The following is a 13,590-nucleotide window of genomic DNA, read 5'->3' as shown; positions in this document are numbered from 1 at the left end:
GCTTACGCGCCGATCGGCAGCGGCGCCCCGCTCTTGACCTCGCACAGCACGATGCTGGAGCGGATGCCCGTCACGCCCGGCAGCCGGAATATCACGTCGTGCAGGAAGGCATCGTAGGCGCGGATATCCGGCGTCAGCACCTTCAGCAGATAGTCGGCCTGGCCGGTGGTGCGATAGCACTCGACGATGGCCGGGCAGCGGCGCACCGCGGCCTCGAATTCGTCGACCACGGTCTCGCTGTGGCGGGTCAGGTTGATCTCGGCCAGCACGCAGTTCGACAGCCCGACCCGCTCGCGGTCGACCCAGACCGTGTAGTTGCGGATCACCCCGCTCTCCTCCATCGCCTTGAGCCGCTTCCAGCAGGGCGTGACCGACAGGCCCACCGCCCCGGCCAGCTGCTGCAGCGACTGGCGCGCGTCGCGCTGCAGCTCGGCGAGGATGCGGCGCGAGTACTCGTCGAGAACCTCTTCGTTCTTCATATCGCTCGATATCGAGATGGGTTTTCTCCAATCTAGGCCGTGGCGGCAAAATTGAGAAATCCATTTCTTCGATCGCGTGCCTAACATGGTCTTCAGGACAGGCGCGGCAAGACGGCCGGAACACCGGCCGCGCATGGCCGGCGGAACGCCGGTCATGATGCCGAAAGGAGACCGAGATGGACGCTGCAATGGAGGCCGGCACGCTGCGCGCCGACTATCGGCTGTCGGACAATCTGACCGCGCCCGCGGGCCAGGTCTTCCTGAGCGGCACGCAGGCGCTGGTCCGCCTGGTGCTGGAGCAGGCCCGGCGCGACCGCGCCGCCGGCCTGGGCACCGCCGGCTTCGTCAGCGGCTATCGCGGCTCCCCGCTCGGCATGGTCGACCAGGCGATGTGGAAGGCCGCGCCGCTGCTCGATGTGGCCGGCGTGCGCTTCCTGCCCGCGATCAACGAAGAACTGGCCGCCACCGCGGTGCTCGGCACGCAGCAGGTCGAGGGCGATCCGCAGCGCACCGTCGACGCGGTATTCAGCCTCTGGTACGGCAAGGGCCCCGGCGTCGACCGCGCCGGCGATGCGCTCAAGCATGGCAACGCCTATGGCAGCTCGCCGCACGGCGGCGTGCTGGTGGTCGCCGGCGACGACCATGGCTGCGTGTCTTCGTCGATGTCGCACCAGAGCGATTTCGCGATGCAGGCCTGGTCGATGCCGGTGCTGGCGCCGGCCGACGTCGCCGAATATCTGGAATTCGGGCTCTACGGCTGGGCGCTGTCGCGCTACTCGGGCAACTGGGTCGGCTTCACCGCGCTGTCGGAGACCGTCGAGAGCGCCATGACGGTCGATCTGGATCCGATCCATGCGCGCGTCGCCTGCTGGCAGGATGCCGACGCGGTACGCCAGATCAGCGGCCACATGCCGCCCCCCGACGGCCTGCACTATCGCTGGCCCGACCTGCCGTCGCCGCGCATCGAGCAGCGGCTCGGCGCCAAGCTCGAGGCGGTGCGCGCCTTCGCCCGCGTCAACAGCATCGACCGCATGGTGGTCCAGGCCGACGAAGCGCGCGCCGGCATCGTGACCTGCGGCAAGGCCCATCACGATCTGATGGAAGTGTTCCGGCGCCTGGGCATCTCGACGCAGGCGCTGGCCGACGCCGGCATCCGCGTCTACAAGCTGGGGCTCGCCTATCCGGTCGAGCCGACCCGGCTGCTGGCCTTCGCGCGCGGCCTCGAGGAGATCCTGGTGGTCGAGGAAAAGGGCCCGCTGGTGGAACGGCAGCTGCAGGCGCTGTTCTACAACGCGCCCGATGGCGTGCGGCCGGCGATCGCCGGCAAGTTCGGCATCGATGGCCGGCCGCTGTTGCCCGAACGCGAGGAAATGCGGCCATCGCGGCTGATGCAGCCGGTGGCCGACTGGCTCGCCCGTCTCAGCCGCGGGCTGGACCGGCGCGAGCTGGTGCCGCAGTTCAGCGAACATCCGCTGCTGTCCAATGCGGCCGACGGCATCCGCCGCCAGCCCTACTTCTGCCCCGGCTGCCCGCACAACACGTCGACCCGCGTACCGGAAGGCTCGCGCGCGCAGGCCGGCATCGGCTGCCATTTCATGGCGAGCTGGATGAACCGCGAGACCTCGGGGCTGATCCAGATGGGCGGCGAAGGGGTCGACTGGGTCGCGCACAGCCGCTTTACCGCGACGCCGCACGTGTTCCAGAACCTCGGCGACGGTACCTACTATCACTCGGGCTACCTGGCGATCCGCCAGGCGGTCGCCGCGCGCACCAACGTGACCTACAAGATCCTGTGCAACGACGCGGTGGCGATGACCGGCGGACAGCCGGTCGATGGGCCGCTCGACGTCGAGGCGATCGCGCGCCAGGTCAGCGCCGAGGGCGTGGCGCGTGTCGCGCTCGTCAGCGATCGCATCGACGTGCATCGCGGCCGCCGCGTCCGCTTTCCCGCCGGCACGACGTTCCATCCGCGCGAGTCGCTCGAGGCGGTGCAGCGCGAGCTGCGCGAGGTGCCGGGGGTCACCGTGCTGCTGTACGAGCAGACCTGCGCCGCCGAACTGCGCCGCCGGCGCAAGCTCGGGCGCGCGCCGGCCCCGACGCGACATGTCTTCATCAACGAGGCGGTCTGCGAGGGCTGCGGCGACTGCAGCGTGCAGTCCAACTGCCTGGCGGTACAGCCGGTCGAGACCGCGCTGGGGCGCAAGCGGCAGATCGATCAGGCCAGCTGCAATCACGACGAGTCGTGCATCAAGGGCTTCTGCCCGAGCTTCGTCACCGTCGAGGGCGCGACGCCGCGCCACCCGGTCGGGCATGAGCGCGGCGTGGCGGCGCTGCGCGAGCGGGCGGCCGCATTGCGTGAACCGGCACCGCGGCTCGGCCCCGGCCCCTTCGACATCCTGGTGGCCGGCGTCGGCGGTACCGGGGTGGTCACGGCCGGCGCGCTGATCGCGATGGCGGCGCATCTGGAGCGGCGCGTGGCCAGCGTGCTGGACTTCATGGGCTTCGCGCAGAAAGGCGGATCCGTGCTGTCCTTCGTGCGGCTGGCGCAGGGCCGGCAGTGGCTGAACCAGGCACGCATCGACGCGCAGCAGGCCGACGCGGTGCTGGCCTGCGACCTCGCGGTGGGGGCCTCGCCCGACGTGCTGCAGACGGTCGCGCCGCGGCGCACACAAATCGTCGCCAATACGCATCCGACCCCGGTCGCCGAATTCCAGCGCAATCCGGATGCCGACCTGCATGCCGACGCGCTGCTGGCCAAGCTGCGCCACGCGACGGGCTCGGGCGGCATCGACACGCTGGACGCGCAGGCGCTCGCCACCGCCTTCCTCGGCGATACCGTGGCCGCCAATATCGTGGTGCTCGGCTTTGCGTGGCAGAAGGGCCTGGTGCCGGTCTCGCTGGCGGCGCTGACGCGCGCGATCGAACTCAATGGCGTCGCGGTGGACGCCAATCTGGAGGCGCTGGCGCTGGGGCGCCTGGCCGCCGGCGATCCTCTCGCGCTGACGCGGCTCGCCGCGGGCGAAGGCAAGCCGGACGGCCTGGCGCTGATCGCGCCCGAGCCCGCGGCAATGTCGGCCACGCCGCTGCCGCAACTGGTGGCCGACCGCGTGGCGCTGCTGACGGCCTACCAGGACGCCGCCTACGCGGCACGCTATACCGCGCTGGTCGAGGCGGTGCAGGCCGCGGAGAACGCACTGGGCGAGGCCGGGCGCGAGCGCCGGCTGACCCGGGCGGTGGCCGAGCAGTTCGCCCGGCTGATGGCGTACAAGGACGAATACGAGGTGGCGCGGCTGCACAGCGACCCGGCCTTCCGGCAGGCGCTGCGCGCGCGTTTCGACGGCCCGCTGCGGCTGCGCTTTCATCTGGCGCCACCGCTGCTGTCGCGCCCCGGCAAGCATGGCGAGCCGCCGCGCAAGATCGCGTTCGGCGCGTGGCTATGGCCGCTGATGGGATGGCTCGCCAAGGGCAAGCGGCTGCGCGGCACCCGCTTCGATCCGTTCGGCAGGACCGCCGAGCGCCGGCTGGAGCGGCAGTCCATCGCGGACTACGAGGCTCGCATCCGCGCGCTGCTGCCGGCGCTGACCGAAGCGCGGCTGCCGGTCGCGGTCGAGATCGCGCAGTTGCCCGCCAGGGTACGCGGCTTCGGCCACATCAAGCTGGCCGCGCATGCCGTCGCTGCGGCGCGGGCGGCCGAGCTGCTGCACCGCTTCGACGGGCAGCGCTATCCGCGCCCGGACAGCACGCATGGCGCCAATGGTGCGGGTCAACTGCGCGGAATTCCAATCCGGCAGGCCGACGCAATGGCCGATGCAACGTCGGACGCAAAGGCGGAGGCAAAGGCGGACGCAAAAACGGCGCGCACTGGCGCGCCGCATTGAGCGAAGGATTGGGCGGAAGCCGGAACGCCGCCTTACTGGCGGGCGGCGACGGCGCGGTGGTACTCGACGTGGCGCAGCAGATAGGCGCGCACCTTGTCTTCGGTATCACGGCCCACGCGGTCGGCCGCCTGGCGCGCCGAACGCTTGCCGTGGGCTGACGACATCTGGCCATCCAGGTACTCGCGGAACGATGTGCGCACCGCGTCGAGCTCGCCGCGGCAGTCGCGCAGCGCATCGTTGACCACGGCCTGCGTCGTGCCCGGCTTGGCCGAACGGGCTTCGGCCTTCTCGCGCGCGCACTCGGTGTATTGCTGCCGCTTCTTTTGCCACTCGGGCGGCGGCCCGGAGGCGGCCTGGCTCTCGGCGGCAGCGGCGGTGGCGGCAGCGGCGGCCTGCTGGTCCGAAGGCGCATGCGAGGCGCAGGCGCCGACCAGCAGGATGGCGGGGATCAGGGCAAGGACTTTAGGCATGCCGCATGGTAGCGCCACGGCTTCGACAAGGTAACCGGCGGTTACATCGCGTTGCAATGGTGCCGCAGAAAGTGCTTTGTAGGACAGACACCACACGGCCTGAGTCGGTCGTCCTACAGCAGCCGCCGCGTGCGCTTTGTATATTGCACAAACGGAGGGCAGCGTGATGGCGCGCCATCGTCCGGCGCAACGACCGTCGGCGAGGACGCCATCCTGGTTGGCATCGCAGTGATTGACAGGAACAAAGGAGAACAACATGGAACGTAGGGCATTCCTGAACGCCAGTGCGGGTCTCGGTTTGGCGGTGGCCGGCAGCGGCCTGCTGCTGGGCGCGTGCACCACCACGCGGGATTCGGCCTCTTCCCCGACCGAGAAGGCGACGCGCCGCCGCGAGATCGATTCCGGCGTGCAGAACACGCTGGACCGGCTCTACAGCTCGGTCAACGGCTCGCGCGATCTCGCCTCGCGCGCGCGCGGCATCCTGGTGTTTCCGCGCACGCTGTCGGCCGGCTTCTTCGTCGGCGGCGAATATGGCGATGGCGCGCTGCGCGTGGGCAATACCACCCGCGGCTATTACCGCACCATTTCCGGTTCGCTGGGCTGGCAGATCGGCGCGCAATCGAAGGCGCTGATCTTCATGTTCATGAACCAGCAGGCGCTCGACAAATTCCTCGCCAGCGAAGGCTGGACCGCGGGCGTCGACGCCACCGTCGCGGTAGCCAAGGTGGGCGCCAACGGTGCGCTCGATACCAATACCGTGCAGCAGCCGGTGGTCGGCTTCGCGCTGACCAATGCGGGCCTGATGGCTGGCCTGAGCCTCGAAGGCACCAAGATCACCAGGCTGGACCTGTAAGGCTGACGCTGCAAGGCGCCCTTCTGCGGACGACGCCTTGCAGCACCTCGCGTCCGCAGCCCTTGGCAGGGGGCCGCGGCGCTTTTTCGTCCGTGGATGGCTGTCCGCTCTCTTCACCGGTGTTGCCGTACGCGACATCGGCCACGCCAAGCCGCTAGAATTCGTCCCTTTCGCCAACTGGCCGAGGTGCCGAATTCTCATGTGGTTCAAGAATCTTCAGCTACACCGCTTCTCCGCACCCTGGAACAAGGACGCCGACGAGATCGAGGCCTGCCTCGCTTCGCACGCCTTCTATCCGGGTACCAGCCTCGAAATGCAGACGCAGGGATGGGCCTCGCCGCGCGATAACGGCGCGCTGGTGCACCGCGTGGGCAAGCAGATGCTGCTGACCATGCGCGCCGAGAAGAAGCTGCTGCCGGCCACCGTGGTCAACCAGGTCACCAAGGCGCGCGCGGCCGAGCTCGAGGAGCAGCAGGGCTACAAGCCGGGCCGCAAGCAGTTGCGCGAGCTGAAGGAACAGATCACCGAGGAACTGCTGCCGCGCGCCTTCAGCATCCGGCGCGATACCCGCGTCTGGATCGATCCGGAGCGCGGCTGGCTGGCGATCGACGCGGCCTCGGCGATCAAGGCCGACGAGGTCCGCACGCTGCTGTTCAAGGCGCTGGACCCGCTGCCGCTGACGTCGCTGCAGGTCAACCAGTCGCCGGTGGCGGCGATGACCGGCTGGCTGGCCGACGATGCGGCGCCGGCCGGCTTTACCGTCGATCAGGAGATCGAGCTGCAGGCCAGCGCCGAGAGCAAGGCCACCGTCCGCTATGTCCGCCATCCGCTCGATGCCGAGGAGCTGCGCCGCCATATCGCCGCGGGCAAGCGCTGCACGCGGCTGGCGATGACCTGGAACGATCGCGTCTCCTTCGTGCTGACCGACGCGCTGGCGATCAAGCGCGTGGCGCCGCTCGACGTGGTCAAGGAACAGATCGACGGCACCATGAGCGACGAGGACGAGCGCTTCGACGCGGACTTCACGCTGATGGCCGGCGAGCTGTCGGCCATGCTCGGCGATCTGACCGAGGCGCTCGGCGGGGAACGCCAGGGCTGACGGCGGCTCGTCCGGAAACGATACGGGCCGGCGTCGATGCCGGCCCGGACTTTGACGGCCCCTTCCTTCAGCGGGCCGGATGCCGGTCGGCACGCGCCGGCGCGCACCGTTCCAGCACCGCCTCCACGCCGGTCATGCCGGCAAACAGCGGGTGCACCGACACCAGCGCGCGCAGCTCGGCCGGCAGCATCGCGCGGTCCCGGCGCGCCAGCGCCGCGGCCTGCCGCAGCGCGCCCAGCACCTGCTCCATCAACGCACGCCGCAACTGCGCATGACACGGGTCGATGGTCGCGATCGATTGCAGCGTCAGCGCCAGCACGCTGGGCCGGGCGAGCCGCGCCAGCGTCTCTGCGGCAATCGTGATGTGCGCACCCTCGAGCTGCGCACCGCTGAAATCGGTCCACGCCAGGCTGATCTCGCGCAGCGTCGCCTGCTTCAGGTTGGCACCGTGGAAACGCAGGTGCGATACGCCGGCGATCGGCGGATCGGCGCCCGCCAGGTCAGCATGGCTGAAATCGAAAGCCAGCGCCGTCAGCGGCGCCTCGTCGTCCGGCTCCAGCCTCACGCCGCGCAGCAGGGCGCTGCGCTGCGCGGCAGCCGGCGGCGTGGCCCGTGCGGCATCGCCGGCGCGCAGCCCGACCAGACGCCGCGCCAGCTCGAGGAAGCGTTGCCAGCTGCGCTGCCGCGGCGCGGCATCCTGGCCCGATGGCTCGGGCTGGCGCACATCCTGAACGGCGAGCTGGATGCCGGCGTTCAGCGGCGTCGTCGACGCCGGAGGGATCGCGCCGCTCTGCTGCGGCGCGGAGGGTGCGGCAATGCCGCGGTGGATACTGGGAATGGTCATCTCGGCTCTCCCGCTGTGGAATCAGGCTGCTGGGCCAAAGGATCGATTCGACGGTCGGATCGACCGGTGGATCGAATGGCAGCCATTGTTCCCGTGGTGCAGAGGTACGACCATGCGTTAGGGCAGCAGACTATCGGTTTTGGTCTACTCCTTGCGGCGTTGGTGATGCGGGCCTCACGACGATCGGCCTCACAACATTTCGCCGAGATGCGACACCAGAAATAGCAGGATGCCGATGCAGCAACCGACCGCCGTGCCGCTGATCCGGATGTACTGCAGGTCGGGGCCGATGCTCAGTTCGATCTGCCGCGACATGTCCGTCGCGTCCCAGTTGCGCACCGTGTCGCTGATATGCGACGTCAGGAAGTCGGCGAACCGGGGCGCGGCCGCCGCGGCGAACGACTCGGCGTGGTCGTTGATCGAGCGGCGCAACTCCCGGTCCTCCGACAGCCTCCGGCCGAACCACAGCCCCACGCGTTCGACCTGTTGCTGCAGCTGCGGCGAGCTGGACGCCAGGTCGTTCGACAGCCAGTCGCGCAGCGCCGCCCACACGTTCTGCGCATAGTCGGCGAGCTCGGGATTGCGCAGCACGAAGTCCTTGATCTCCTCGCCTTTCCTGACGAACGCTTCGTCGGTCTTGAGCCTGGCGATCAGGCCTTCCAGCGCGTCGTCGAAGGCCGCGCGCAGCTCGTGCGCCGGCATCCGCGCCACATCGTCGAGAAAGTCGATCACATTGCTGCGCGCCGCCTCGGCGGCCTTGTCGCCCAGCCATTCGGTCGGCAGCACGAGCTGCTTCCACCTGTGCTCGCTCTTGAGCCAGTTGACCACGCGCTGGGCGATCAGCTGCTGCGTTTCGGGCCGTTTCAGCAGGGCGATCGCATGCCGGAGCACGGCGTCGAGCAGTTGCTGATGGCTGCCGCCGCGGGTCAGCATCTCGAGCACGGAACCGAGCGCCTGCGAGAAATCGATGCGGCCAATGACCGTACGCGCGGCATCGTTGAGGAAGGCCTGGATCCGCCGGTCGTCCACCAGATCGAGCAGCACGCCCATCAGGTTCGCGGCATGCTGGCCGATGCGGCGCGCATTGGCCGGCTCGCTGAACCAGGCAGCCAGCCAGTGGGCGGGATCGCTGCGCCGGATCAGATCCGTCACGACCTCGGGGTTCAGGAACTTGTCGCGCACGAATGCCGCGAGATTGTCGGCGATGCGGTTCTTGCTCTTCGGGATGATCGCCGTATGCGGGATCGGCAGGCCCAGCGGCCGGCGGAACAGCGCCACGACCGCGAACCAGTCCGCCAGGCCGCCGACCATCGCCGCCTCGGCACCGGCCCGGAGCAGCCGGACCCAGAACGTGGCAGGCAGGAACAGCGTGGCGACGAACACCGCCGCCGCCACGCCGACGCATGCCAGCGCCACCGATTGCATGCGCTTGAGTTCGGCTTCCCTGCCGGCGTTCCTGCCCTGCTGCATGGCGTCTCCTTGCGCCGCGCGAAGCCGGCGGCGTAAAAAAAATGGGACGTTTCGGCCGAAACGTCCCACTCTTTACCGATGCTGTCGCTGCCGGCCGCCGGCTTCACGCCGCCGGCCGGTGCAACCTTGCCTCAATCCCAGGACAGCGCGCCACCCGTCTGGTATTCGATCACGCGCGTCTCGAAGAAGTTGCGCTCCTTCTTCAGGTCGATCATCTCGCTCATCCACGGGAACGGGTTTTCCTCGTTCGGGAACAGCGCGTCGAGGCCGATCTGCTGGCAGCGGCGATTGCAGATGAAGCGCAGATAGCTCTTGAACATCGGCGCGTTCAGGCCCAGCACGCCGCGCGGCATCGTGTCCTCGGCGTAGCGGTATTCGAGGTCGACCGCCTTCCTGAACAGGCCGACGATCTCTTCCTTGAACTCGGCGGTCCACAGATGCGGGTTCTCGAGCTTGATCTGGTTGATCAGGTCGATGCCGAAATTGCAGTGCAGCGACTCGTCGCGCAGGATGTACTGGTACTGCTCGGCCGCGCCGGTCATCTTGTTCTGCCGGCCCATCGCCAGGATCTGCGTGAAGCCGACATAGAAGAACAGGCCTTCCATGATGCAGGCGAACACGATCAGCGACTTCAGCAGCTTCTGGTCGTTCTCCGGCGTGCCGGTCTTGAACGACGGATCGGTCAGCGTGTCGATGAACGGGATCAGGAACTCGTCCTTGTCGCGGATCGACGGCACCTCGTGATAGGCGTTGAAGATCTCGGCCTCGTTCAGCCCCAGCGACTCGACGATGTACTGGTAGGCGTGCGTGTGGATGGCCTCTTCGAAGGCCTGGCGCAGCAGGTACTGGCGGCACTCGGGCGCGGTGATCTGCCGGTAGGTGCCCAGCACGATGTTGTTGGCGGCCAGCGAATCGGCGGTGACGAAGAAGCCCAGGTTGCGCTTGATGATGCGGCGCTCGTCCTCGGTCAGGCCGTTCGGGTCCTTCCACAGCGCGATGTCGCGCGACATGTTGATTTCCTGCGGCATCCAGTGGTTGGCGCAGCCGGCCAGGTACTTCTCCCAGGCCCACTTGTACTTGAACGGCACCAGCTGGTTGACGTCGGTGGCGCCGTTGATCACGCGCTTGTCGGCGGCGTTGACGCGGCGCGTGCTCTGCGCGGCCGCAGCGTTCGGGTTGTTGCCGAGGATGCCGGCGCCCGGCTGCGTCGCAGCGGGCGGCAGCACGCCCTGCTGGTCGGCGGTGGCGATCGCCGGTTGCAGGGCGGGTTGAGGCGCGGGCTGCGGGGCAGCCTGCGGATTGGCTTGAACGTCGTCGTCCCAGCTCAGCATGGTGTTGGTTCTCCGTGTAACGCTCTGGTGAGCCGGCCCCCGGGGCCACCGCGCGCGGCGCGGGCCATCGGGTCCGGATCGGTTGCCAGTATCAGGACCGGCACGCGCGCTGCGTGGCGCCGCGTGCCGGCATTGCCGTTATTGGCAGGCTTCGCACTCGTCGAACCCCGGATCGCCCGGGCGCATCGTGCAGACCGCGCCTTCGGCTTCCGGCATCGCCGGGGCCGAGGCGGCCACCTGGTCGATCGACGAGGCCGAGGCACCGCCGGCGCCGGCGCCCGAGGACACCGCGTTCAGCGAGCCGCGCGACACGGTCGACTTCTCGACGTGCGTGGCGGCGATGGTGCGCAGGTAGTAGGTCGTCTTCAGGCCGCGGATCCACGCCAGCTTGTAGGTATCGTCCAGCTTCTTGCCCGAGGCGCCGGCCATGTAGATGTTCAGCGACTGGGCCTGGTCGATCCACTTCTGGCGGCGGCTGGCGGCCTCCACCAGCCAGGTCGGCTCGACCTCGAACGCGGTCGCGTACAGGTCGCGCAGGTCCTGCGGAATGCGGTCGATGCGGGCGAGCGAGCCGTCGAAGTACTTCAGGTCGGCGACCATCACCTCGTCCCACAGGCCGCGTGCCTTCAGGTCGCGCACCAGGTAGTCGTTGACCACGGTGAACTCGCCCGACAGGTTCGACTTGACGTACAGGTTCTGGAAGGTCGGCTCGATGCAGGCCGACACGCCGATGATGTTCGAGATCGTCGCGGTCGGCGCGATCGCGATGCAGTTCGAGTTGCGCATGCCGTGCTGCTTGATGCGGGCACGCAGCTTGTCCCAATCCATCGTCGACGACTGGTCGACCTCGAGGTAGCCGCCGCGCTCCTCGGCCAGCAGCTTCAGCGAATCCTGCGGCAGGATGCCGCGATCCCACAGCGAACCCTGATAGGTGCTGTAGCGGCCGCGCTCCTCGGCCAGCTCGGTCGAGGCCTGGTAGGCGTAGTAGCAGACCGCCTCCATCGAGGTGTCGGCGAACTGCACCGCGGCGTCGCTGGCGTACGGCACGCGCAGCACGTGCAGGCAGTCCTGGAAGCCCATGATGCCCATGCCGACCGGACGGTGGCGCAGGTTCGAATTGCGTGCCTTGTCGACCGCGTAGTAGTTGATGTCGATCACGTTGTCGAGCATGCGCATCGCGGTGCGGATGGTCTTCTCGAGCTTGGCGTGGTCGAGCGCGTGGCTGCCGTCGGCCTGCTGCTTCAGGTGCGCGACCAGGTTGACCGAACCCAGGTTGCAGACCGCGATTTCGCTGTCGTTGGTGTTCAGCGTGATCTCGGTGCACAGGTTCGAGCTGTGGACCACGCCGACATGCTGCTGCGGGCTGCGGATGTTGCACGGATCCTTGAAGGTGATCCACGGATGGCCGGTCTCGAACAGCATGCCCAGCATCTTGCGCCACAGCTGCATCGCGGGGATCTTCTTGAACAGCTTCAGCTCGCCGCGCGCCACCTTCTCCTCGTAACCGAGGTAGGCCTTCTCGAATTCCTTGCCGACCTTGTCGTGCAGGTCCGGGCAGGTCGACGGCGAGAACAGCGTCCACTCGCCGTTCTCCATCACGCGCTTCATGAACAGGTCCGGAATCCAGTTCGCGGTGTTCATGTCGTGCGTGCGGCGGCGGTCGTCGCCGGTGTTCTTGCGCAGCTCGAGGAATTCCTCGATGTCCAGGTGCCAGGTCTCCAGGTAGGCGCAGACCGCGCCCTTGCGCTTGCCGCCCTGGTTGACCGCCACGGCGGTGTCGTTGACCACCTTCAGGAACGGCACCACGCCTTGCGACTTGCCGTTGGTGCCCTTGATGTGCGAGCCCAGTGCGCGCACGTTGGTCCAGTCGTTGCCCAGGCCGCCGGCGAACTTCGACAGCAGCGCGTTCTCCTTCAGGCCCTCGTAGATGCCTTCCAGATCGTCGGAGATCGTGGTCAGGTAGCACGAGGACAGCTGCGAGCGGCGGGTGCCCGAGTTGAACAGCGTCGGCGTCGACGACATGAAGTCGAACGACGACAGCAGGTTGTAGAACTCGATCGCACGGCCTTCACGGTCGGTCTCGTTCAGCGCCAGGCCCATCGCGACGCGCATGAAGAAGGCCTGCGGCATCTCGATGCGGGTCTCGTCGACGTGCAGGAAGTAGCGGTCGTACAGCGTCTGCAGGCCCAGGTAGTTGAACTGGAAGTCGCGCGAGGCGTCCAGCGCCGCGCCCAGGCGCGCCAGGTCGAAGGTCGCCAGCTTCTCGTCGAGCAGTTCGGCCTCGATGCCGCGGGCGATGAACTTGGGGAAGTACTCGGCGTAGCGACTGCCCATCTCGGCCTGGGTCACTTCCTCGCCGAGGATTTCCTTGCGGATCGTGTGCAGCAGGATGCGGGCGGTGACCTGGCTGTAGGCCGGGTCCTTTTCGATCAGCGTGCGCGCGGCGAGGATGGCCGAGTCGTAGACCTGGCTCATCGGCACGCCGTCGTACAGGTTCTTGACCGTTTCCTTCAGGATCGGCTCGGCATCGACGCCTTCGCCCAGGCCGGCGCAGGCGGTGTCGATCAGCGCGTGCAGCGCGACCAGATCCAGCGGACGCGTCACGCCGCCGTCGGTGACGTTGAAGTTGGCCACGGTCTGCGCCACGCGGGCGACGGCCTGGGCATTGGCCTGGCCGCGCTCCTGGTTGCGCTTCTCGCGGTAGAGCACGTAGGCGCGCGCCACTTCATGTTCGCCCGAGCGCATCAGCGCCAGTTCGACGTGATCCTGCACATCCTCGATGTGGAAGGTGCCGCCGTTCGGGCGGCTGCGCAGCAGCGCGCGCACCACGTTCTGGGTCAGCTGCTCGACCAGCTCGCGCACGCGCGCGGAAGCGGCGCCCTGCCCGCCGTTGACGGCGAGGAAGGCCTTGGTCATCGCCACCGAGATCTTGCTCGGCTCGAAAGCGACCACCGCGCCGTTGCGGCGGATGATCTTGTAATCCTGGTAGTTGCCAGCGGCGTTCTCAGCGGCGGGGCTCGGCTGCGCCACGGCGGCGATACCGGCGTTGCCGGCGATGTCTTGTTGGGCCGTCTGCATGTAGCACTCCTGTTTTTGTGACCAGTGTTATCAACGACAAAGAGCCCCTGGAAAATGCGCAAAAAGAGACATCCCATGCGCGGCGATG

9 protein-coding genes are annotated in these 13,590 nt (G+C 68.2%); 3 read left to right on the top strand and 6 right to left on the bottom strand.

Annotation, left to right across the window (positions count from 1 at the left end):
- Positions 1–2 precede the first annotated feature (2 nt).
- Positions 3–479 carry an Lrp/AsnC family transcriptional regulator gene (locus M1D55_RS11830; protein ID WP_006578359.1) on the bottom strand — a complete coding sequence of 159 codons (477 nt, stop codon included), beginning with the start codon at positions 477–479 and terminating at the stop codon, positions 3–5.
- Between the two features lie 176 nt (positions 480–655).
- Here M1D55_RS11830 and M1D55_RS11825 point away from each other — a divergent pair, with 176 nt between their 5' ends.
- Positions 656–4,357 (top strand): indolepyruvate ferredoxin oxidoreductase family protein, encoded by a 3,702-nt coding sequence (locus M1D55_RS11825; protein WP_456282241.1) that lies wholly within the window; start codon positions 656–658, stop codon positions 4,355–4,357.
- Positions 4,358–4,389: 32 nt separating this feature from the next.
- Here M1D55_RS11825 and M1D55_RS11820 read toward each other — a convergent pair whose 3' ends face one another.
- Positions 4,390–4,827 (bottom strand): hypothetical protein, encoded by a 438-nt coding sequence (locus tag M1D55_RS11820; RefSeq protein ID WP_023263515.1) that lies wholly within the window; start codon positions 4,825–4,827, stop codon positions 4,390–4,392.
- Between the two features lie 256 nt (positions 4,828–5,083).
- On the opposite strand from M1D55_RS11820, the gene M1D55_RS11815 reads away from it, so the two are divergent.
- Both M1D55_RS11815 and M1D55_RS11810 read left to right on the top strand, forming a co-directional pair.
- Positions 5,084–5,680 carry a BPSL1445 family SYLF domain-containing lipoprotein gene (locus M1D55_RS11815; RefSeq protein ID WP_006579078.1) on the top strand — a complete coding sequence of 199 codons (597 nt, stop codon included), beginning with the start codon at positions 5,084–5,086 and terminating at the stop codon, positions 5,678–5,680.
- A gap of 199 nt (positions 5,681–5,879) precedes the next feature.
- A complete protein-coding gene (locus M1D55_RS11810) occupies positions 5,880–6,779 on the top strand; it encodes a recombination-associated protein RdgC (RefSeq protein ID WP_456282240.1) in 900 nt (299 codons plus the stop codon).
- A gap of 67 nt (positions 6,780–6,846) precedes the next feature.
- On the opposite strand, the gene M1D55_RS11805 is transcribed toward M1D55_RS11810, so the two are convergent.
- From M1D55_RS11805 to M1D55_RS11790, 4 genes are all read right to left on the bottom strand, one after another.
- Positions 6,847–7,623 carry a pentapeptide repeat-containing protein gene (locus tag M1D55_RS11805; protein WP_064577242.1) on the bottom strand — a complete coding sequence of 259 codons (777 nt, stop codon included), beginning with the start codon at positions 7,621–7,623 and terminating at the stop codon, positions 6,847–6,849.
- Between the two features lie 189 nt (positions 7,624–7,812).
- Positions 7,813–9,093: a DUF445 domain-containing protein gene (locus tag M1D55_RS11800; protein WP_456282239.1), complete on the bottom strand. Its 1,281-nt coding sequence runs from the start codon at positions 9,091–9,093 to the stop codon at positions 7,813–7,815.
- A 131-nt stretch (positions 9,094–9,224) separates the two neighbouring features.
- The gene (locus M1D55_RS11795) at positions 9,225–10,424 is read right to left on the bottom strand and encodes a ribonucleotide-diphosphate reductase subunit beta (RefSeq protein ID WP_064577244.1); all 1,200 of its coding nucleotides are present in this window, start codon (positions 10,422–10,424) and stop codon (positions 9,225–9,227) included.
- Positions 10,425–10,562: 138 nt separating this feature from the next.
- The gene (locus M1D55_RS11790) at positions 10,563–13,502 is read right to left on the bottom strand and encodes a ribonucleoside-diphosphate reductase subunit alpha (RefSeq protein WP_064577245.1); all 2,940 of its coding nucleotides are present in this window, start codon (positions 13,500–13,502) and stop codon (positions 10,563–10,565) included.
- Between the last annotated feature and the right edge of the window lie 88 nt (positions 13,503–13,590).

This window comes from Cupriavidus sp. JZ107, assembly GCF_053903255.1.
Note: the sequence above shows the minus strand (reverse complement) of the source record. Positions and strands in the feature narration are given on the sequence as shown.